Source organism: Methylobacterium sp. BTF04 (assembly GCF_010692745.1).
In the GTDB taxonomy this organism is placed as follows: Bacteria; Pseudomonadota; Alphaproteobacteria; order Rhizobiales; family Beijerinckiaceae; genus Methylobacterium.
The window spans coordinates 1-20,928 of record NZ_JAAHTB010000048.1 but is presented as its reverse complement, the minus strand read 5'-3'; the positions used below and the strand labels follow the sequence as shown (position 1 = coordinate 20,928).

Below are 20,928 nucleotides of genomic sequence, written 5' to 3'. Positions count from 1 at the left end.
CCCTCACGTCGGGGATAGCTTAGCCTCCTGTCCAGATTTCCAGCACCACCTCACTAAAAGGCATCCGCCGCCAGATCTGATTCGCTACCGCAGAGTTGAATGTCGCCTGCGCACATCTTGAAACGCTACTCCGCCCTGCGTCTCATGTAGCGACGCAACTTCAGACGAGGCGTACCGTCGAGGAAGCGCTACCCTCGCATTGATGGGTGAGGGACGGCATCGGATCATTCGCTCGCCGGGCGAAACCGAGATGCTGTCATCATGCGGTGCGCCAGCCCCTTGATGAATCCGGTCTGGTCATCGTTGGCGGTAGCGATCTGCGCGGTCGGCATGCTCGCCGCCTTTCTCGCGCTTCGCCGCCTGCCGACCCCGCACGGCGTGCAGGTGACGGAGAGCAAGCACATCCCCGCCGACGTGATCAACTGCGTCATTTTCCATGTCTATCGTTCATCAGCCTCGAATACGACCAATCGACGAACCGGGTCGCGGATGCCGGCAGCAGCGTAGCGCGTAGCGCCATTCGTTGCCCGCTACTCTCGGAGTCGCCGGACGGCTCCGCGGCTGGGATGACCTCCAGCATTCAGCTCGCAGCCATCGGACGCCCGCGTCCTTGATCCAGCGCAACGCGTGACCGCGGCTTCCGTGACGTCATGCGGCTGGTGGTCCGTCGACCGCGGCGGGTCGGCCCGGTGCCCTCGCAACCCGCGGCCTCGCATCCTTCGCCCCCGACCCGGGCGGACATTCGGAAAAAGGCGAACCAAAGCATGCCGGTCCCGGCGATGGCGATGACCGATCAGGGCATCCAGGAACGGCCGTTGGCGGCTCCCGCCCCAACCGTCGCAACGCTGTTCGCGATGGACCGTTGGGGCTGGCTTCGGATCGGCCTGGTCGTCGTGACGCTCATGGGGCTCTGTGCGGGGCTCGCCGCACAGGCGACGGGGGCAGCGTGGGCGTCCTGGATCTGGACCGCCGCGACCTGCCTGGTTCTCGCCGTGCTCCTCGGCCAGATCGTCACGAGCCTCCTGCGCGGCGATGTGGGGCTAGACGTCGTGGCTGCCCTGTCGATGGGCGGCGGCCTGGCCCTCGGGCAATCCCTCGCCGCGGTCGTCGTGGCCCTGATGTATGCCGGAGGCGAATCGCTGGAGGTCTATGCCGCCGGCCGAGCCCGTCGCGAGATGTCGGCCCTGCTCTCCCGGTAACCACGCTTCGCCCTCAGGGAGCAGGACGGCGGGCTTCATGAGATTCCCGTCGCGGACGTGGTCCCCGGCGACCGCCTGCTGATCCGGACCGGCGACGTCGTGCCCGTCGACGGTCTCGTCGATGCCGGGCGTGCGGTCCTGGATCAGGCCTCGCTCACCGGAGAGGCCCTCCCGGTCACCGTCGAGGCGAAGGCCGCCGCCCTCAGCGGCGCGATCAATGTCGGACCGGCCTTCACGCTCATCGCCGAGAGGGTCGCATCCGAGAGCACCTACGCGGGCATCGTCCGTCTCGTAAAGGCGGCCCAGGCCGAGAAGGCGCCGATGGCGCGCCTGGCGGATCGCTACGGCCTCGCCTTCCTCGCCCTGACGCTCGCCATCGCCGGCGCAGCCTGGTTCCTCACCGGCGATCCGTTGCGGGCGCTGGCCGTGGTCGTCATCGCCACCCCGTGCCCGCTGATCCTCGCCGTTCCGGTGGCGCTCGTCTCGGGCATGTCCCGGACCGCCGGGATCGGCGTGCTGGTGAAGGGCGGCGCGGCCCTGGAGACGCTCGCCAGGATCACCACCCTGGTCATCGACAAGACCGGAACCCTCACCCACGGCACCGCGAAACTTCAAGCGGTGCGGACCCTCTCCGGGCTCGACGAAGAGACCGTCGTCCGGGCCGCCGCTTCACTCGACCAGGCCTCGGTGCATCCCACGGCCCGAGCGCTGGTGCAGGCGGCACACGGGAGGACCCTGGTTCTCGTGCAACCGACGGACGTCGTCGAGACCCCCGGGGAGGGCATCGCGGGTCGGGTCGGCAGCCAACGGGTTCTCGTCGGTGGCCCGCGCTTCATGCAGGCCCAGGGTGTCGCCTTTACCATCACGACACCGCCACCCTCCGAAGCGGGCGTTCCGGCGGTGACCGCAACCGTCCTCGTGGCCATCGACGGCGCAACTGCCGGCATCCTGGGCTTCGCCGATCCCCTTCGCCTGGAAGGCGTCACGGCCCTGGGGGCCCTGCGCACGACCGGCATCAACCGCATCGTCCTCGCCACGGGCGACCGCAAGGCGGTCGCGGACGGGCTGGTCGTCGGATTGCCCATCGATGCCGTGGCGGCCGACCTCGACCCAGCAGGCAAGACCGCCCTTGTTGCGGCCGAGCGCGAGCAGGGCGTCGTGATGATGGTCGGCGACGGGGTGAACGACGCCCCCGCCCTTGCAGCGGCCGATCTGGGCGTGGCCCTCGGCGCGCGTGGTGCCGCGGCGGCCGCGGCGGCCGCGGAAGCCGCGGACGTCGTCCTTCTCGTCGACCGCATCGACGGACTGGCGCAGGCGATCCGCATCGCCAAGCGGGCCCGCGCCATCGCCCTGCAATGCGTGTTCGCGGGCATCGGCCTGTCCGTCCTCGGCATGGTGGCCGCCGCCTTCGGCTATCTCTCACCCTTGCAGGGTGCGCTGATCCAGGAAGTCATCGATGTCGCCGTCGTGCTCAACGCCATGCGCGTGCTCGGCGGCAAAGCGTGACGCACGACATCACTCCAACGCGTGTCGATGTCCGGACCTTCAAAGGCGAGAAGGTTCGCCTCGCCATCCATGACATCGAAAGATCTGGATGCATCCGCGCACATATCCCCCGATGCGCGAACGCCCCTCCCGGCCTACCCTCGGGGCGAGGCGGGGCAGAGAACCTCCATGCGGCAACCTCCGCCGGAACTCTCCGTTACGGCCAGCGCGAACCCGTGCAGCTTGGCGATGGCGGCGACGAGGCCGAGGCCGAGCCCGTTGCCCTGCGTCTGGCGGGCCGGCTCCGCGCGATAGAACCGCCTGAACACCTGTTCGCGTTCGTCCACGGGGATTCCGGGTCCCGTATCCTCGACGGACACCACGAAGAGGTCCCCCCGCCGGCCCAGGTCGACCCTGACCCGGCCATCGACGGGCGTGAACTTGATGGCATTGTCGAGAAGGTTCGACACCGCCTCGAAGATCAGGCTGCGGTCACCCTCGATGGCGGGCATCGTTCCGTCGACTTCCAGGCTAAGGCCGATCCCCTTCTCCTCGGCCAGGGGTTCGAACAGTTCCACCGCCTCGCTCACCACAAGCCCGAGGTCGACCGGACCGAAGGCGGCGCAGCGGCGGCCATGCTCGATCTCGCCGATGCGTAGCACCGCCGTCACCATCTCCAAGGTCTGGTCGATCCAGACCAGCCCCTGGTCCACCGCTTCGCGAAGTTCGCCGATGTCGCGGGCCTGCTCGCGGCCTCGCTCCAGGCGCAGGCGCAATCGCGTCAAGGGCGTGCGTAGGTCGTGGGCCACGGCGTCACCGACCCCCCTGACCTCCTCCATGAGGCGCTCGATTTCTTCGAGCATGCCGTTGACGTCCTGGGCCAAGCGGTCGAACTCGTCCCCCGCCTCGCCGACCGGCAGCCGCTGGCGCAGGTCCCCGCGCATCACCCGCGCGACCGCCGCTTCGGTCGATGCCAGCCTGCGCTTGGCACGCCCGGCGAGCAGCACGCCGCCGAGGATGGAAAAGGCCAGGGTCGGGACGAGGGCGAGGCCGAGGGCCCGGATCACCGTGGCCTTGGCGCGGTCGATCTCGTCGGTGTCATGGGCCACGACCACCACGGTCCCGTCCTTAAGGGACCGGGCGGCCGACCAGAGCTCCTCGTGCAGGCGCCGTCCCGCGATGGACACCTGTGTGCCGATCCGGTGGACCTCGCCGTCAAGGGGCAGCTCCGGTGGGCAAACGTCGAGGTTGCCGGCGAGCTTGCGGCCATCCGCCCCGAACAGGCCGGCGAAGTGGACGCTGTGCAGGTCCTCGCTGACCCACGTCTCGATGCGGGCGGCCGCCTTGGCCGGGTCACCGGAGGCGTACCGGGCCTCGTGGCGCAGGACCTGGGCAAGCTCGTCCTGCATGAACGCCGCGGTCTGCCAGTACACGAAGGCGAAGAGCAGCAGCGAGAGGAGCGTCGACCACAGGGCGATGCCCAGGGCCCACCGGAACGCGAAGGAACGGACAAGCCTAGACATCGGGGGTCAGGGTGAAGCCCTCTCCGCGGACATTGTGGATGAGGATCGGCTCGCCATCGACCTCAAGCTTCTTGCGCAGGCGTCCGACATGGACGTCGATGAGGTTGGATTTGGGTGCGAACCGGTAGTTCCAGACCTCCTCGAACATCATCGCCCGGGTCACGACCTGCCCCGGGCGGCGCATCAGGTATTCGAGCAGCTTGAGCTCGCGCGGCAGGAGGTCGAGGTCGCGCAGGCCCCGGCGTCCCGTCCCGGCGATGAGGTCGAGCTCCAGTGTCCCCACCCTGAGCACCGTCTCGCGGGAGTCCGTCGGACGCCGCAACAGCGCCTCGATCCGGGCCGCGAGTTCGCCGAGAACGAAGGGCTTGCCCAGGTAATCGTCGCCGCCGGCGCGCAGGCCGCGGATGCGCTCGTCGACGTCGCCGAGCGCGCTCAGGACCAGCGCGGGCGTCCGGTCGCCGGTTCCGCGGAGGTCGCGCAGCAGGGTGAGCCCGTCCAGGCCCGGAAGCATCCGGTCGAGGATGATGGCGTTCCAGGTCCCCGAACGGGTCGCATCCGCGCCTTCCGGCCCGGTGGCGACCCACGCGACCTCGTGCCCGCGCCCGCGCAGGTCGGCAAGGATCTCCTCGGCCGTCGCGGCGTCGTCCTCGATCAGCAGCAGCTTGGCCAACCCGGTCCACTCCCGGGCCCACGCCCATGTTCCGAAGCATGATGTGGTTCGGAACCAGCTCCAGGACCACGAGTGTGAACGCGAATTTAATGGCGGGTTCGGTCGTACACTCTATGTATTAGAACAGCTCTAATCTGATCCGTGGATGACATCGTGCTGAAGGAGGCGGAGACCAACATGCCCGGGACCGGCGATGCCGAGATCGTCGACCGTGGCGGTTTGCGCGAGTATAAGAATGCCGGCGGATCGGGCACGGTGGAAGCACCTATCGGCTCCGCGTCACCTAATCCTGCATCCACGCGGTTCGGACGTCGTTCGCGGTGGGTCCTGGTCGTTTGTCTGGCCGCGCTCGGGCTGGCTGGCTGGTGGTATCACGACGCCGTCCGGCCTTTTGTTGAACCGCTTCTCCAGACGGTCGGGTTGGCGCCCGCGGCACCCGAGGCCGCGACGACGACCCCGGCCGCTTCGGAACAGCCGACCGAGGACAACGTCGTCCGGCTCGATACCGATGGACAACGCCGCCTCGGACTTGCCTTCGGGCAATCCGAGACCCGCCGGATCATCCTGCCCGTCCGAACCCCCGGCATGGTCGCCTTCGACGAGCGCCGGGTCACCCGCCTGAAGCCCCGCACCTCGGGCCGGGTTCTCAGCCTCTCGGTGCAGCCCGGCGACCGGGTGAAGGCCGGCCAGACGCTGGCCACGCTCGATGCCTCCGGCGTCCTCGACGCCCGTAACGGCCTTGCAGCCGCCCAGGCCAGCCTTGGCGAGGCCCAGGCCACCGAGAAGGTCGCCGAGATCAATCTCAAGCGCGGCATCGACCTCGTGAAGCTCGGTGGCGTGGCCCAGGCCGAGGTCGACCGGCGCCAGGTCGACCTTGCCAAGGCGCATGCCGCGACCCTGTCCGCAAAATCGCAGGTCGACCTTTATCGTGCACAGTACGAGCGCCTGGCCCCTGCGCCCGGAGAAGCCACCGGCACCAGCGCCATCGTCTCGCCGATCGACGGCGTGGTCACGGCGGCCGGGATCACCCTGGGCGAAGTGGTCGACACCAATCGCGACGCCTTCACGGTGGCCGATCCCTCGCAGATCCAGGTCCTTGCCAACCTCTATGGTCACGACATCTCGACCGTGAAGGAAGGCGACCGGGCGACCATCGAGGCCCCGGTCGCGGCGCATCCGCGCTTCGAGGGCCGTGTACGATCGGTCAACGCGGCCATCGACCCGATGACCAACACCGCTCCGGCGCGGATCGAGATCGCCAACCCCGATGGGAGCTTGCGCGCCAACATGTTCGTCTCCGTCGAGATCGCCGCCGATCTCGGACGCGAAGGCGTGACGGTGCCGGCCGCCGCGATCCAGCAGACCGAGGGTGGCCCCATCGCCTTCGTGCGCACCGGCGACGACCGCTTCGAGAAGCGGGCGCTGACCCTCGGGGTCCAGCGTGCCGATTGGGTGGAGGTGAAGTCCGGCATCCAGGCGGGCGAGACGGTGGCGACGCAAGGCAGCTTCGGCCTAAAGGCCATCCTGATGCGCGCGCTCCTCGGCTCGACAGATTGAGGCCGCCATGAACGCCTGGTTCGCCCTTCTCATTCGCCGTCGCTGGCTCGTCGTGATCCTGGCACTCGCCGGCGCGGTCGGCGGCATCGTCAACCTCGAAGGCCTGTCCATCGACGCGGTGCCGGATATGTCGCCGAAGCAGGTGATGGTCCTGACCCTGTCGCCGGGACTGGGGCCGCTGGAGGTCGAGCGCCTCGTCAGCTTCCCCGTCGAGAATGCTATGGCCGGTGCGCCGGGCCTGTCGGGCATCCGCTCGACCTCGCGCTACGGGGTCTCGGCGGTCTACGTCACCTTCGACGACGCCATGTCGATCACCGAGGCGCGCTCGCAAGTGTTCCAGCGACTGCCCTTGGCCAAGACCATGATGCCGGCCGGCATCGGCGATCCCGAGATGGGGCCGATGGCGACGGGGCTGGGCGAGATCTATCAGTTCGAGGTGCGGGGGCCGGGCTACTCGCCGATGGCGCTGAAGCGCATCCTGCAATGGACCATCGCGCCGAAGCTCAAGCTGACCCCCGGCATCGCCGACGTGAACGTCTACGGCGGACAGATGCCGACTTACGAGGTCCGCATCGCCGCCGAGAGCCTGCACCGCTACGGCGTGACCATGGCCCAGGTCTACACGGCGCTTGGCGAGAACAACGCCGCACGCGGCGGCGCCTACATCGAGCACAACGACCAGCAGGAGGTCATCCGCGGCCTCGGGCTCGCCAAGGACACGAAGGACCTCGCCAACATCGTCGTGACGACGGGTCCCGGTGGCGTGCCGGTAACGGTCGCGACCCTGGGCGAGGTGGTGGAAGCCCCGAAGGTGCGTCTCGGTGCCGTGACGCACGATGCGGCGGGCGAGACCGTCGTCGGCATCGCCATGATGCAGCAGGGCGAGAACGCCAGCGCCGTGGTCGTGGCCGTAAAGCAGACCATCGAGGCCCTGCGCCCGCAGTTGCCGCCGGGCGTCGAGATCGTGCCGTACTACGACCGAAGCACCCTGGTGGCGCGGACCATCCGCACCGTCGAGCACAACCTCATGGAGGGCGCGGTGCTCGTCATCGTCGTGCTGCTCCTGCTGCTCGGCAACCTCCGGGCCGGCCTCGTGGTGGCGGCCGCGATCCCCCTGTCGATGCTGATGGCGTTCGCCGGGATGCGGTTGTTCGGGCTCTCGGGCAACCTCATGAGCCTCGGTGCCATCGACTTCGGCCTGATCGTCGACGGTGCCGTGGTGATGATCGAGAACGTCCTGCGCGCCCGCGGCGAGCACCCAGAGCGCCCGGCCGAGGAGGTCATCCGCCAAGCCACCGTCGAGGTGGCGCGCCCGATCCTGTTCGCCGTCGCCATCATCATCATGGTCTATCTGCCGATCCTCGCCCTCGAAGGGGTCGCGGGCAAGATGTTCCGGCCGATGGCGCTGACCGTCATCCTGGCGCTGGCCGGCTCGCTGGTCCTGACGATGACGCTGATGCCGGCGCTCGCCGCTATCGTGCTGGCAGGCCCAGGCATCGGTGAACGCGAGACGCGGCTCGTCCATTGGGTCCGCAGCGCCTACACGCCCGTGCTGCGGCTCGCCGAGCGCCGTACCAGCCTGACCGTCCTTGTGACGCTCGCCCTGTTCGGCGGGAGCTGCTTCCTGGCGACGCGCCTGGGCGGCGAGTTCCTGCCCAAGCTCTCGGAAGGCTCCATCGTCATCACGTCGGAGAAGCTGCCCGGCATCAACCTCGACGCCTCGCTCAAGGTCATGCACCGGATCGAGCAGACCCTGAAGAGCTTCCCCGAGGTGAAGCGGGTCGTGTCGCTCACCGGGAGCGCCGAGATCCCGACCGACCCGATGGGCGTCGAGTCCACCGACAGCTTCATCACGCTGACGGACCCTTCGACCTGGACCACGGCCGACACCCAGGAGGGCCTCGTCGCCGCCCTCGACAAGCGTCTGCGCGCGGAGGTGCCGGGGGTGTCCTACGCGTTCTCGCAGCCGATCCAGATGCGGATGGACGATCTGCTGGAGGGCGTGCGCGGCGACGTGGCCATCAGCCTCTACGGCGACGACCTCAAGGTCCTCAAGGACAAGGCAGACGCCATCGTGCGCGCGGTCTCCGGCGTCTCGGGGGCGGCCGACGTGAAGGCCGAGGCGCAAGCGGGCATGCCGGCGCTGTCCATCCAGGTCGACCGGGCGGCGGCGGCCCGCTACGGCATCAACGTCAGCGACGTCCTCGACGTGGTGGAGAGCATCGGCGGCCGCACCGCTGGCATGATCTACGGCGACGACAACTCCATCACCGACATCGTGGTCCGCCTGAAATCCGCGGACCGCAGCGACATCGCCCGCATTCGCGACCTGCCCGTGGGGCGCAGCGGAAAGGCGCTGGTACCGCTCTCGCTGGTCGCCTCGGTCGACGTGGCGACGGGACCGGCCCAGATCAGCCGGGAGAAGCTCCAGCGTCGGATCTCGGTCCAGGCCAGTGTCCGCGGCCGCGACGTCCAAAGCTTCGTGACGGACGCAAAGGCAGCGGTCCAGGCGCAGGTTCCCCTACCGCCGCGGTACTCCCTGCAATGGAGCGGGCAGTTCCAGAACCTGCAGGAGGCGACGAGCCGGCTCTCGGTCGTGGTGCCGGCTGCCATGGCCGCGATCCTCGTCCTGCTCGTGGTGATGTTCGGCGACATCCGGCTGGCTGGCCTGATCTTCCTCAACGTGCCCATCGCCGCGACCGGCGGCATCGTCGCCCTGTATCTCCGCGGGCTGCCGTTCTCGATCTCAGCGGCGATTGGATTCATCGCGACTTTCGGCATCGCCATCCTCAACGGCGTGGTACTGACGAGCTACATCCGCGACCTCGAACGGGTCGGCCTCAATGCTCGCGAGGCGGCGACCCGCGCAGCCGAGATGCGCTTACGGCCGGTCCTGATGACCGCGCTGGTGGCGGCCCTCGGTTTCCTGCCGATGGCGCTCTCGACGAGCGCGGGCGCCGAGGTACAGCGTCCGCTCGCCACGGTGGTGATCGGCGGCCTCGTCACCGCGACGCTCCTGACGCTGGTGGTCCTACCCGCCGTCTATCCGTACCTGGCGCATATCCGGCTTCCCTGGCTTCGTCGCGATGACGGTCCATCCGGACTGGGCGCGAAGGGCGACCAACGGGCGGGCGTCGATGGCTAGGGGACTTCGGGCCATCGGGACCAAAGTGTTCCTGGGCGTGCTAACCCTCGCCTCTCTCGCGCAGCCCGCCTCGGCAGAAGACTTCGACTGTGCCGGGTTCCTCAGGATGCACGGCATGCTGCGCAGGGCTTCGATGGCCTGCGGCTTCAGCCGCTACAACCCCGGCATCGTGGACCGGGCCCGCGCATGCTTCGATGCGCTCGGCAGCCTCCATGGCGCCGAGGCAATCCGTTCAGGCGCGGCGGAGTTCGAAGGATGGCGGGCCGTCCGCAATCGCGACGCCCTCTGCAAAACCCTGGTCGACAAGTTCCCGATGGTCGTCCAGCCTTAGTCTGGAAGCCGGCGGTATCACGGCGACCTCCGGTCGCCATCAGCCGGACCAGGAACGAGAAGGGGTGGGCCACAGATCACTGATGTGAAAGCGGCAACGGTCAATGGTGTGCCGCCAGCATCCATACGGCCATGGTGACCATCATCAGGTTCTCGGTCAACGACACGAACCCGAGCGGCACCTTGCTCGCGCCGCCGACGCAGGCGCACTTGATCTCGCGCCTGTCGACGTAGACCGCCTTGAACACCGAGACCGCGCCGACGCCACCGATGAACAGCGCCACCGGGATCGAGAGCCAGTTCAGGGCCCCCGCCACCATCAGGACGCCGGCCCCGGCCTCCAGGTACGGGTAGGCATAGGCGTAGCGCACCCAACGCTTGCCCAGCAGGTCGTAGCCCAGGAACATCGAGGAAAAGGTCTCGACGTCCTGCAGCTTCAAGAGCGCCAGGACGCACATGCTGAAGCCGATGAACCACTCGGCGGCGCGCATCGTCAGGGGCGTGCCGGTCACGGCGTAGCTGGCGGCCAGGGCCATCAGCGCGGTCATCGAGAGCACCGCGATCACGGGTCGGTAGGTTGTGGCGTTCGGGTCGTCGGCGGCCTTGCCGAAGTGGCGCTGCAGGTCGTCGAAGCCGCCGACTCGCTCGCCGTCGATGAAGGTCTGGGGCGTGCTCTTAACCCCGTGCTCGGCCCTGAACGCGTCGGTCTCCTCACGGGTCTTGAGCCAATGATCCTCGACCGCGAACCCCTCGCGTTCGAGCAGGTCCTTTGCCTTGATGCCATAGGGGCAGGTATGGGCCGGCATCACCATGCGGTACAGGACGGCCTTGCGGGACGCGGTGGCTTGCATCGAAACTCCTTGGGTTGTCGGGCCGAAATACCGTCCGCTCGCCGCCTTGGAAGCAACGGACCCGGACCGGCCGATTGGGCTTGCGGACCGTTCTGCACCTTCCTAACTTGGGAAGGTCAACGGAGGGGCTTTCACGATGAACATCGGCGAGGCGAGCCGGGCCTCCGGGGTCTCGGCCAAGATGATCCGGCACTACGAGAGCATCGGGCTCGTGCCCCGTGCCGACCGCCAGGACAGCGGCTACCGCGAGTATGGCCCGGAGGACGTCCACCGGCTCAGCTTTGTCCGGCGGGCCCGGGACCTCGGCTTCTCCCTGGACCGCATCCGGGTGCTGCTCGGGCTGTGGGGCGACCCCAGCCGTACCAGCGCCGAGGTGAAGGCCCTGGCCTTGACCCACATCAAGGAACTCGAAGAAAAGGCCCGCCACCTGCAGGAGATGGCGGATGTCCTGCGTGGCCTCAGCCTCGCTTGCGACGGCGACGGGCGCCCGGATTGCCCCATCATCGCGGGCCTGGAAGCCGGCCCCCGTCCGTCCTCCAGGCCTTCCCGCGATTTGTTTCCGATGCCTGTCGATCAGGCCGCAAAGGGCAAGGTATTGGCCCCGTAGCCAGCGGTCCGGACGGCATCGACGAAGCGTCCGGCCGGGGTCCCGGCGGGGCTCGTGATCGCGACCGTGCCGGTGGGAAGATCGATCGCGACGGTGGCGCCGGCATCCACACCGTGGATCGCGCGGGTGACCGACTTGGCGCAACCGCCGCAGTTCATCCTGGTGACCTTGATCTCGAACATGACGACTATCCGATTGAGTGACGCCATGTCGAGATGGTGCTTCCTATGGTGGGAAGGTCAAGGGCCTCGCGGTGACTACGGATACACCTCGTCGCGGACCTCGACCGTCACGTGCGAGAGGTTGCCGCCAACATCGAGCAGGCGACGTTACAAGTTGGGACCCCGGTTCTGGGCGGTCACCACGGAGACGATGGCTCCGACGTGGCCGGGTCCGAGACGCCAGAGATGCAGGTCCGAAATCCGGTCGCCCTGCGCCTGGACGGCTTCCCGGACCCTACGAGCTAGGCTCGGATCGGGCTGCATGTCGAGGAGGACCCCACCCGTGTCCCGCACCAAGGTGTAGGCCCAGCTCGCGATCACGACCGATCCGACGATGGCGGCCAACGGGTCCATCGAGGTCCATCGCAGGGACCGGGCAAGCAGCAGGCCGCCGATCACCAGCACCGAGACGGCGGCGTCGGCGACTACGTGCACCACGGCCGCCCGCATGTTGTTGTCCCGGTGCATGGCACCGTGATCCCCGTGGGCGTGCTCCTCGAAGGTCACGGACCCGGCTCGGTCCGATAGGCGAGCGGCGCTCGCCCGCGAACTGCCTCGCCGCGTTTCGCAGGTCCGCGAAGTCACACCGGAGAACACGACATGAGATCATTGCTCGGATCCTGGCAGCTGTGTGCGCTGCTTTCGGCCGCCTTCGCGGCGCTGACTGCGATCTTCGCCAAGGTCGGCATCGAGAACCTTAACTCCGATTTCGCCACCTTTATCCGCACGATCGTCATACTCTGTGCGCCCGGCGCCATCCTGGTGGGCACAGGCCAATGGCAACCGGTCGGGTCGGTCTCCGCCAGGACCTACCTGTTCCTGGTGCTATCGGGCCTCGCCACTGGAGGCTCGTGGATCTACTACTTCCGGGCCCTCAAACTCGGCGAGGCCAGTCGCGTGGCCCCGGTCGACAAGCTCAGCGTCGATCTGGTGGCCATTTTCGGGGTCGTCTTCCTCGGCGAACGGCTGTCCCTACCGAACTGGCTCGGCGTCGTGTTCATCGCCGCCGGGGCGGTGCTCGTGGCCTATCGGGGATGAAGCCCGAGGCAGAGGATGCGTCATCGTGCCGTCCATGGCGAAGGCTCGCAGTCAAAGCCGACCGGACCGAACGATGCGCGTGCTGTTGATCGAGGACGACCAGATGATCGGCGAAGGGCTTTCGTACGGCCTCTCGGCCGAGGGCTATTCCGTCGACTGGGTCCGCGACGGCGTGGCGGCCGAGACCGCGCTGCACAACGGCGGCCATGCGCTCGTCCTGCTCGACCTCGGCCTGCCGGGCGGGGATGGTCTCCAGATCCTCCGATCCGCCCGGGCGGCGGGCATCGACACGTCGGTGCTCATCGTCACGGCCCGGTACGGCCTCGACAGCCGCATCGCCGGCCTCGACCTCGGGGCGGACGACTACCTGGTGAAGCCGTTCGAGATGCGCGAGTTGCTGGCGCGGATGCGCGCCATCCTCCGGCGCCGGGCGGGACGGGCGAGCGCCCGGCTGGTGGCCGCCGACACCGAGCTCGATACCGAGACCCACGCCCTGTGCCACGCCGGAACCGTCGTGGTCCTTTCCGCCCGCGAGTACGCCCTGATGCACGCCCTCATGGAGCGGCCGGGCCGCATCCTGTCGCGGGCCCAGATCGAGGAACGCGTCTACGGATGGGGCGAGGAGGTCGAGAGCAACGCTGTAGACGCCATTATCCTCACGATCCGCCGCAAGGTCGGCAAGGGCGCGATCCTCAACGTCCGCGGCGCCGGCTGGATGGTGCCCAAGCCATGAGGGCCGTCTCCCTGCGCCGGACCGCGCTCGGCTGGATGACCGCGCTCCTCGCCGGCATCGGCCTCGCCGCCATGGTCGCGGCCTACGTCCTGGCGCGGGGAGAGGCGTCCGATTTCCTCGATGGGCAGTTGCGGCAGGTCGCCCTCAACGCCGGCCCCGGGCTCACGGACGCGGATGCCCCGCCGGCCGCCGACCAGGATCCGGAGGACCAGCTCGCCGTGTCGATCTGGAAGGACGGGCAGCTCCTACGCAGCGACCGCGGCGTCGACGCACTGCGTCCTGAACGCACCGGCTACGCGGACGTCGTCATGGGCGGGGAAGCCTGGCGCACCTACGCGACGGCCAACGGCACCACGATGGTCCGGGTCGCGCAACGCGAGGTGGTCAGGACCGAGTTCGCACGGCACGCCGCGCTCGGGGCCTTGGCCCCCTTGCTGCTCCTGATCCCGCTGTCGTGGATCGTGGTCGGTTGGGCGATGAACCGGGTCCTGGGGCGGCTGGACCACCTGGTGCAGAATCTGGCGGGACGGGGCGCGACGGCGAACGGCCCGCTTCCCTCGCGCGGCGTGCCGGCGGAGGTCGCGCCGCTGGTCGAGGCCATGAACGGCCTGATCCGGCGCCTGCAGGCCGCGCTCGACGCCCAGAAACGGTTCGTCGCCGACGCGGCGCACGAACTCCGGACGCCGCTGGCCGCGATGCAGATCCAGATCGGCGCCCTCGACGGGAATCACGGCGAACGCCGCACGGCGCTTGCGGAGGGCATCGCTCGGGCGAGCCGATTGGTGGATCAGCTGCTCCGCCTCGCCCGCCTCGACGACACCGCGGGAAGTCGCGAGACCGTCGACTTCGGACAGGTGCTGCTGGATTGCGTCGCCGACCATGTCGTGTTCGCACAAGGTAAGGGCATCGATCTCGGTGTGGAGATCGAGACGCCTGCGAGGATTCGCGCCGTCGAGGACGAGCTCAGGACCCTTTTCGCCAGCCTGATCGATAACGCCCTTCGCTACACCCCGGCAGGCGGGCAGGTGGACGTGATGCTCCGGCTCCAGGACGGAGAGGTAGTCGCGACGGTGCGCGATACCGGCTGCGGCCTGCCGCCGGGCAGCGCATCGCGCCTTTTCGACCGCTTCTTCCGGGCCGCGCCGCCGGGGATCGAGGGAACCGGCCTCGGCTTGGCCATCGCCCGCCGCGCCGCGGAGCGAAACGGCCTGGGCCTGACAGTCGAGAACCGCCGCGACGGGCAAGGGGTGATCGCGGAGGTCCGACTGCAGGCCTGAGGGCCACATCCGGGCAACCCCGGGCACACGCTCATTCTGTCCTCATTCTGGCCGGCTATCACCCGCCGCGGACGATGCCGGACGGGGGGACGGGAATGAACGGGATACAGGGCCGGGTCCTGAACAAGGTCCCGGAGGTCACCGCGGGCTTCTGGGTCATCAAGATCCTCTCGACGACGGTCGGCTAGACCGGCGCGGATTACCTCGCCGTCAACGTGGGCCTCGGCGCGGCGACCACGACCGCAATCACGGCCGCCCTCCTCGCCGGGGCCCTCGCCCTGCAGATGCGTGAGCGGCGCTACAAGCTCTGGATCTATTGGTTGACCGTGGTGCTGGTCAGCGTGGTCGGCACGCAGGTCACCGACATCCTGACCGATAAGCTCGGTGTCAGCCTCTTCGTGAGCACGGGCGTGTTCGCGTGCGCCCTCGCGGCGGTGTTCGCGGTCTGGTTCAGGGCCGAGAGGACGCTCTCGATCCATGCCATCGTCACCCTCAGGCGCGAGGCGTTCTACTGGCTCGCCATCCTCCTGACCTTCGCGCTCGGCACGGCGGCGGGCGACCTCGCCACGGAGGCGCTCGGGCTCGGCTTCAATCTCGGCGTCGTCATCTTCGGCACGGTCCTGGCCGCCCTTGCGCTCGCCCGGGGCCTCGGGGCGAACCCGGTGCTGACCTTCTGGCTCGCCTACGTCGTCACGCGGCCCCTCGGCGCGTCCCTGGGCGATCTCCTCTCGCAGGCCCGGGAGTACGGCGGCCTCGGGTTCGGCACGGCCAATACCAGTCTCGTCTTCCTTGTAGTCATCGTCGCCCTGGTGGGGGGGCTGAGCCTGGTCCCGCCATCACGAGAGCCCGAGGGACGGGGCAGGGCCTGAGCTTTTCCGCGAGCGGCCCGACCGCCTTCCAGTTTCCCCTTACCCGACGCCGCAAGAGCCGGAGCGAAGACCATGAGAACCATAATCCTTGCCACGGTTGCCGCCGTGATCATCGGGGGCACCGCCGCACCCCTCGTCCTGCTGGCGGTGCAGGACGCCTCCGGCGCCACACCGGCTACGGCTGCCATGTCGAAGCTTGGCGACCTCTCGAAATTCCGGGCCATCGTCGTCGAGGTGAAGGCTCTCGCCGACCGGGGCGATCTTCCAGCCGCGAAGGCGCGCATCAAGGACCTCGAACTGTCCTGGGACGGGGCCGAGGCGGGGCTCAAGCCGCGCGCGGCCGCCGATTGGCATGTCGTAGACAAGGCCATCGATGGCGCCCTCGACGCGCTACGGGCATCGCCCGCCGACCCGGTTGCCTGCCGTCGCGCGGTCGACGAGCTGCTTGCGGTCATCGACCGGACGCAGACCGCCTGAACCGGCCCCGGCTTCCCAAAAGGCATCCTCCTGCAACGACCCGAGCGAACCATTCCCATGGAACCCGGCAAGGTGCCGGAAGCCACCGCCGGGTTCTGGGCGATCAAGATCGTGGCCACCACGCTGGGCGAGGTCGGCGGCAACGCCGTCGCCCTGACGCTGGGCCTGGGTTATCTCGCGGGTACGGCGATCTTCGGGACCATATTGGCTGTGCTGCTCGCGGCGCAGATCCGGGCATCCCGCTTCCGACCCACCCTGTACTGGGCCGTGATCACCGCGACGACGCTCGCCGGCACGACGCTGGCGGATTTCTGCGACCGATCCCTCGGCATCGGCTACCTCGGTGGATCGCTGATCCTCCTCGCCTCGGTCGTCGCGACCCTCCTCCTCTGGAAGCGCGCCCTGGGCACCGTCGCCGTGGAATCGGTGCGGACCCCGCAGGCCGAAGGGTTCTACTGGGCCACGATCATGTTCTCGCAGACGCTCGGAACCGCGCTGGGTGACTGGATGGCAGACGGCACCGGCCTTTGGTACAACGGCAGCGCGCTCCTCATCGTCCTCGCCCTCGCCGTCGTAACGGCCCTGCATCTCCGGACGCGCGTATCCCGCCCGCTGCTATTCTGGACCGCCTTCATCCTCACGCGGCCGCTCGGTGCGACCCTCGCCAACTCGCTCGACAAGCCCGCGGCGTCGGGCGGCCTGGGCATCGACGACATCACGATCTCCGCGGTGCTGGCGTTCGTCATGGTGCTGCTCGTCCTCCTCATCCCGCAGCGTGCCGGTCGCCATGCGGTCGGCGTCGATGCCGCCTAAGGTTTACCTCCAGCAGAAGGATCCTATGCGATGAACGACACCATCGAACGCTCCTTGAGCAAGGTCCCGGAGGTCACGCTCGGCTTCTGGATCATCAAGATCCTGGCGACCACGCTCGGCGAGACCGGCGGCGATACCGTCACCATGACGCTCAATTGGGGTTACCTCGCCGGCACCCTCCTGTTCGCCGTGGTGCTGCTCGGCCTCGTGGTCGCGCAAATCATGGCAAAACGGTTCAACCCCGTCCTTTACTGGTCCACCATCGTCGCCTCGACCACCTTCGGCACCACCATGGCGGATCTCGCCGACCGTTCGCTCGGCATCGGATACACCGGCGGGTCGGCCCTGCTCCTCGCCTGCCTCGCGGCGGTGCTCTGGCTTTGGTACGCGTCCGAGGGCACCGTGTCGGTGGATACGGTCTCGACCCCCCGGATCGAGGCGTTCTACTGGGGGGCCATCACCTTCTCCCAGACGCTTGGGACGGCACTCGGCGATTGGCTCGCGGACACGGGCGGACTCGGTTACCAGGGCGGGGCCCTCGTGTTCGCCGCCGCCCTCGCGGTGGTTATCGTGCTGTACTACCGGACCTCGGTTTCGCGTGTCGCGCTGTTCTGGGCGGCCTTCATCCTGACGCGGCCGCTCGGTGCCATGGTGGGCGACTTCCTCGACAAGCCGGCCGCCGACGGAGGGCTGGACCTGAGCCGGCCGCTCGCCTCCGCGGTCATCGCGGCCTTCATCGTCGCACTGATCGTCCTTCTGCCACAGAGGGCCGGACGGCATCCGGGGGCGGACGCGACCGCGTCCTGATGCCCGCCGCCGGGACCCTGCATCCGACCAGGAACCAGGATCGATGAACCAAGTCACCCCACCCGCCCCGGCGGCCATCGTCGCGCGTCTCGGCCGGCGGGAGATAGGCCTGATCGCGTCGCTGTTCTGCGTGGCCGCCCTCATCTTCGGCTTCGGCCTCCTCGCCGAGGAGGTCATGGAGGGCGACACGACGGCCTTCGACGCCCGCATCGCGCACTTCTTCCGCCCCATCGGCGCCACGGACGCCATAGGCCCGGCCTGGCTCCACGAGATGGCCCGCGACGTGACCGCGTTGGGCAGCATGGTCGTGCTCTGCTTCCTCCTGGCGAGCGTGGTCGGCTACCTGCTCCTGATCCGGAAGCGCGGGGCCGCCGTCCTGCTGGTGGGCTCGATCCTCGGGGGAACGGTCGTCAGTTTCGGGCTGAAGCTGCTCTTCAGCCGGCCCCGTCCGGACATCCCCGACAGCATCCAGGTCTTCACCTCCAGCTTCCCCAGCAGCCATGCCATGCTCTCCGCGGTGACCTTCCTGACACTCGGAGCGCTCATGACGCGAGTCGCCGCAGACGCTCGCCTGAAGGCGTACTTCACGGGATGCGCAGTCTTCCTCTCCATCGTGGTCGGACTGAGCCGGGTCTACCTCGGGGTGCATTACGCCACGGACGTGCTCGCGGGTTGGTGCGTGGGATCGGCCTGGGCCGCCCTGTGCTGGATCGTGGCCCTTCGGCTCCAGCGTCGTGGGCAGGTCGAGAGGCCCGGCGGCACGGAAGGCGCGCGATAGGAAGCCTAGCCGGATGCATCCTCGCGGTCGCGACCGCGGTCGAGGGTAGGGAGAACTGGATAGACGGAATGAAGCGCCAGGTTCCGCGCTTCGGGGACGGAGGTTTCCAAGAACCTCAGGCGGCGCCCAGCTTGACGACCGCATCGACGAACCGGGACGGTCGACCTGGAAGACGGGTTCGAACGCCGATGGCCGCTTCCGGCCTCAGGCCGGCTTTCCGCCGCGGTAACGGGTAAAGACGCTTCTGGCCTCCGGCGCGAACAGGACGACGTCGTAGGTATCTGGCTCCATGCTATCGACTTCCATGCCGGGGGAACCTGCGGGCATACCGGGAACGGCCAGCCCGGTTCCTTTGGGCTTCTCCACCAGGAGGCGCTTGATCGCGCCTGCCGGGACGTGCCCCTCGACCACGTAACCTCCGACCTGGGCGGTGTGGCAGGAGGCGAGGTCCCGAGGCACGCCGAGGCGGGCCTTTAGCGGGTTCACGGGTCCCTCGGTCACGAAGACAGTGAACCCGCTTTCGCGGAGGTGGGCGACCCACTTCTCGCAGCAGCCGCAGGTCGGGTCCTTCGTCACCGCGGCCGTTGGCAGGCCCTGCGCCAGGGCATGCCGCGCGAATGCCACCGATGCCGCCATGCCCAGGACCACGGCGCGCCGGGTCGTCCTCGTCGTGTCGATCATGTTCGCTCTCCCGTCCTCACTCGGCTGCCAATGGCAATTTTTCAGGTTCGACCGATTCCATCGCGGTATCGGATCCCGGTAGCCCCCAGCCCTTGACCAGGGCGTAGACCGCCGGGATCACCACGAGCGTCAGCACGGTCGAGGAGACCATCCCGCCGATCATCGGCACCGCGATGCGCTGCATGACCTCGGAGCCGGCGCCCGTGCTCCAGAGGATTGGGATCAGGCCCGCCATGATGGCCGTGACCGTCATCATCTTCGGGCGCACCCGCTCGACCGCGCCGATCATGATGGCCCGCCGCAGGTCCTCCCGGGCAAGCGGGCGTCCCTCGCGGTCACACAAGGCCCGCACCTCATCCAGCGCGTGGTCGAGGTAGACTAGCATAATCACGCCGGTCTCGGCCGCGACGCCGGCCAGCGCGATGAAGCCGACCGCCACGGCGACCGACATGTTGAAGCCCATCCACCACATCAGCCAGACGCCGCCGACGAGCGCGAAGGGCAGCGACAGCATGACGATGAAGGTCTCGGTCAGGCGCCGGAAGTTCAGGTAGAGCAGCAGGAACACGACGAGCAGCGTCAGGGGCACGACGATCTTGAGGCGTGCCTCGGCGCGCTCCAGGTACTCGTACTGCCCGCTCCACTGCAGGGTCGTGCCCTGCGGCAGCTTCACTTCGTTCGCCACGGCGGCGCGTGCGTCGGCGACGTAGCCGCCGAGGTCGCGTCCGGTCAGGTCGACGAAGATGTAGACCGCGAGCTGCCCGTTCTCGGTCCGGATCGAAGTCGGCCCCCGGGTGAGCGTGACCTTGGCGACCTCGCGCAACGGCACCGTGCCCCCGGCCGGCAGCGGCACCTGGACCTCGTCCGCGATGGCCCGCGGGTCGGAGCGGAACGCGCGCGGGTAGCGCACGTTGACCGTGTAGCGCTCGCGGCCCTCGACGGTGTTCGTCACGCTCTGTCCGCCGAGCGCGGTGGCGATGACGTCCTGCACGTCGCCGACCATGAGACCGTAGCGACCGAGCGCCTCGCGGTCCGGGGTGATGTCGAGGAAGTAGCCGCCGATGACCCGCTCGGCGTAGGCGCTGGACGTGCCGGGCACGTTGCGCACCACCGCCTCGACCTGGCGGGCGACACCCTCCATCTCCTTCAGGTCGGTGCCCAGCACCTTGATGCCGACAGGTGTGCGGATGCCGGTCGAGAGCATGTCGATGCGGGCGCGGATCGGCTGCGTCCAGGCATTCGAGACGCCGGGGAACTGCAGCGCCTTGTCCATCTCGGCCTTGAGGCTCGCCTGCGTCACGCCCGGCCGCCACTCGGACTTCGGCTTCAGGGTGATGATGGTCTCGAACATCTCCATCGGCGCCGGGTCGGTCGCCGTGCTCGCGCGCCCGGCCTTGCCGTAGACCGATGCGACCTCCGGGAAGGATTTTATGATGCGGTCCTGGGTTGCCAGCAGCTCGGCCGCCTTCGTCACCGACAGGCCCGGCAGGGTCGTCGGCATGTACATCAGCGTTCCCTCGTCGAGGTCGGGCATGAACTCGGAGCCGAGTTGCCGGGCCGGCCAGACGGTCACAGCCAGGACGCCGAGGGCGAGCAGGATGGTCAGGACCCGCGCCCGCAGGACGCCGGCGATGAGCGGCCGGTAGAGCCAGATCAGGAGCCGGTTCAGCGGGTTGCGATGCTCCGGGATGATCCGGCCCCGCACGAACAGCACCATCAGCGCCGGGACCAGGGTCACCGACAGGATCGCGGCCGCCGCCATGGCGAAGGTCTTGGTGAAGGCGAGCGGCCCGAACAGGCGGCCTTCCTGGTTCTCCAGGGTGAAGATCGGCAGGAAGCTCACCGTGATGATGAGGAGCGAGAAGAA

19 protein-coding genes and 2 pseudogenes are annotated in these 20,928 nt (G+C 68.5%); 14 read left to right on the top strand and 7 right to left on the bottom strand.

What is annotated here, in order from left to right:
• The first annotated feature begins 279 nt into the window (after window positions 1-279).
• Together G3T14_RS20170 and G3T14_RS20165 are read left to right on the top strand one after the other, a co-directional pair.
• Window positions 280-507: a hypothetical protein gene (locus tag G3T14_RS20170; protein WP_163644329.1), complete on the top strand. Its 228-nt coding sequence runs from the start codon at window positions 280-282 to the stop codon at window positions 505-507.
• Window positions 508-854: 347 nt separating this feature from the next.
• Window positions 855-2,705: pseudogene (locus G3T14_RS20165) on the top strand (heavy metal translocating P-type ATPase).
• A 134-nt stretch (window positions 2,706-2,839) separates the two neighbouring features.
• Here G3T14_RS20165 and G3T14_RS20160 read toward each other — a convergent pair.
• Both G3T14_RS20160 and G3T14_RS20155 read right to left on the bottom strand, forming a co-directional pair.
• Complete coding sequence (locus G3T14_RS20160; RefSeq protein ID WP_163644328.1) at window positions 2,840-4,207, bottom strand: ATP-binding protein; 1,368 nt, start codon at window positions 4,205-4,207, stop codon at window positions 2,840-2,842.
• Window positions 4,200-4,877, bottom strand: coding sequence for a response regulator transcription factor (locus G3T14_RS20155; RefSeq protein WP_163644327.1), 678 nt, complete (start codon window positions 4,875-4,877; stop codon window positions 4,200-4,202). The genes G3T14_RS20160 and G3T14_RS20155 overlap by 8 nt, the downstream gene beginning before the upstream one ends.
• Window positions 4,878-5,030: 153 nt before the next feature.
• On the opposite strand from G3T14_RS20155, the gene G3T14_RS20150 reads away from it, so the two are divergent.
• The 3 genes from G3T14_RS20150 to G3T14_RS20140 are packed head-to-tail and all read left to right on the top strand — an operon-like array spanning window position 5,031 to window position 9,910.
• Complete coding sequence (locus G3T14_RS20150) at window positions 5,031-6,434, top strand: efflux RND transporter periplasmic adaptor subunit (RefSeq protein WP_348645312.1); 1,404 nt, start codon at window positions 5,031-5,033, stop codon at window positions 6,432-6,434.
• A 7-nt stretch (window positions 6,435-6,441) separates the two neighbouring features.
• Window positions 6,442-9,579 (top strand): CusA/CzcA family heavy metal efflux RND transporter, encoded by a 3,138-nt coding sequence (locus tag G3T14_RS20145; RefSeq protein WP_163644326.1) that lies wholly within the window; start codon window positions 6,442-6,444, stop codon window positions 9,577-9,579.
• Window positions 9,580-9,604: 25 nt separating this feature from the next.
• Window positions 9,605-9,910 carry a hypothetical protein gene (locus G3T14_RS20140; protein WP_348645311.1) on the top strand — a complete coding sequence of 102 codons (306 nt, stop codon included), beginning with the start codon at window positions 9,605-9,607 and terminating at the stop codon, window positions 9,908-9,910.
• Between the two features lie 100 nt (window positions 9,911-10,010).
• Here G3T14_RS20140 and G3T14_RS20135 read toward each other — a convergent pair whose 3' ends face one another.
• Window positions 10,011-10,760: a glutaredoxin gene (locus G3T14_RS20135; protein WP_163644325.1), complete on the bottom strand. Its 750-nt coding sequence runs from the start codon at window positions 10,758-10,760 to the stop codon at window positions 10,011-10,013.
• 136 nt (window positions 10,761-10,896) lie between these two features.
• Here G3T14_RS20135 and cueR point away from each other — a divergent pair, with 136 nt between their 5' ends.
• The gene (gene cueR / locus G3T14_RS20130) at window positions 10,897-11,367 is read left to right on the top strand and encodes a Cu(I)-responsive transcriptional regulator (protein WP_163644324.1); all 471 of its coding nucleotides are present in this window, start codon (window positions 10,897-10,899) and stop codon (window positions 11,365-11,367) included.
• Here the strand turns inward: cueR and G3T14_RS20125 are convergent.
• Both G3T14_RS20125 and G3T14_RS20120 read right to left on the bottom strand, forming a co-directional pair.
• Entirely contained in the window at window positions 11,334-11,549 is a 216-nt protein-coding gene (locus tag G3T14_RS20125; protein WP_163644323.1) for a heavy-metal-associated domain-containing protein, read from the bottom strand. The two genes, cueR and G3T14_RS20125, sit on opposite strands and share 34 nt — an antisense overlap.
• Window positions 11,550-11,696: 147 nt before the next feature.
• Window positions 11,697-12,095, bottom strand: coding sequence for a cation diffusion facilitator family transporter (locus G3T14_RS20120; RefSeq protein ID WP_204262963.1), 399 nt, complete (start codon window positions 12,093-12,095; stop codon window positions 11,697-11,699).
• Window positions 12,096-12,188: 93 nt separating this feature from the next.
• On the opposite strand from G3T14_RS20120, the gene G3T14_RS20115 reads away from it, so the two are divergent.
• The 8 genes and pseudogenes from G3T14_RS20115 to G3T14_RS20080 all read left to right on the top strand — a co-directional run bounded on the left by G3T14_RS20115 (window position 12,189) and on the right by G3T14_RS20080 (window position 18,380).
• The gene (locus G3T14_RS20115; protein WP_163644322.1) at window positions 12,189-12,626 is read left to right on the top strand and encodes an EamA family transporter; all 438 of its coding nucleotides are present in this window, start codon (window positions 12,189-12,191) and stop codon (window positions 12,624-12,626) included.
• Between the two features lie 73 nt (window positions 12,627-12,699).
• On the top strand, window positions 12,700-13,359 hold the full coding sequence (locus G3T14_RS20110; RefSeq protein WP_163644321.1) for a response regulator transcription factor: 660 nt from the start codon (window positions 12,700-12,702) through the stop codon (window positions 13,357-13,359).
• Window positions 13,356-14,636, top strand: a complete 1,281-nt coding sequence (locus G3T14_RS20105) for an ATP-binding protein (protein WP_163644320.1) — start codon at window positions 13,356-13,358, stop codon at window positions 14,634-14,636. The genes G3T14_RS20110 and G3T14_RS20105 overlap by 4 nt, the downstream gene beginning before the upstream one ends.
• A 95-nt stretch (window positions 14,637-14,731) precedes the next feature.
• Window positions 14,732-15,505: pseudogene (locus tag G3T14_RS20100) on the top strand (hypothetical protein).
• Between the two features lie 72 nt (window positions 15,506-15,577).
• Window positions 15,578-15,982, top strand: coding sequence for a histidine kinase (locus G3T14_RS20095; protein WP_163644319.1), 405 nt, complete (start codon window positions 15,578-15,580; stop codon window positions 15,980-15,982).
• A 57-nt stretch (window positions 15,983-16,039) separates the two neighbouring features.
• On the top strand, window positions 16,040-16,795 hold the full coding sequence (locus G3T14_RS20090) for a hypothetical protein (protein WP_163644318.1): 756 nt from the start codon (window positions 16,040-16,042) through the stop codon (window positions 16,793-16,795).
• Between the two features lie 30 nt (window positions 16,796-16,825).
• Entirely contained in the window at window positions 16,826-17,602 is a 777-nt protein-coding gene (locus G3T14_RS20085; RefSeq protein ID WP_163644317.1) for a hypothetical protein, read from the top strand.
• A 43-nt stretch (window positions 17,603-17,645) separates the two neighbouring features.
• Window positions 17,646-18,380, top strand: coding sequence for a phosphatase PAP2 family protein (locus G3T14_RS20080; protein WP_163644316.1), 735 nt, complete (start codon window positions 17,646-17,648; stop codon window positions 18,378-18,380).
• Window positions 18,381-18,584: 204 nt separating this feature from the next.
• On the opposite strand, the gene G3T14_RS20075 is transcribed toward G3T14_RS20080, so the two are convergent.
• Together G3T14_RS20075 and G3T14_RS20070 are read right to left on the bottom strand one after the other, a co-directional pair.
• Complete coding sequence (locus G3T14_RS20075; protein WP_163644315.1) at window positions 18,585-19,061, bottom strand: DUF411 domain-containing protein; 477 nt, start codon at window positions 19,059-19,061, stop codon at window positions 18,585-18,587.
• Window positions 19,062-19,077: 16 nt separating this feature from the next.
• Window positions 19,078-20,928 (bottom strand): CusA/CzcA family heavy metal efflux RND transporter (locus G3T14_RS20070; protein ID WP_163644314.1); only part of this gene is annotated, 1,851 nt, incomplete at its 5' end.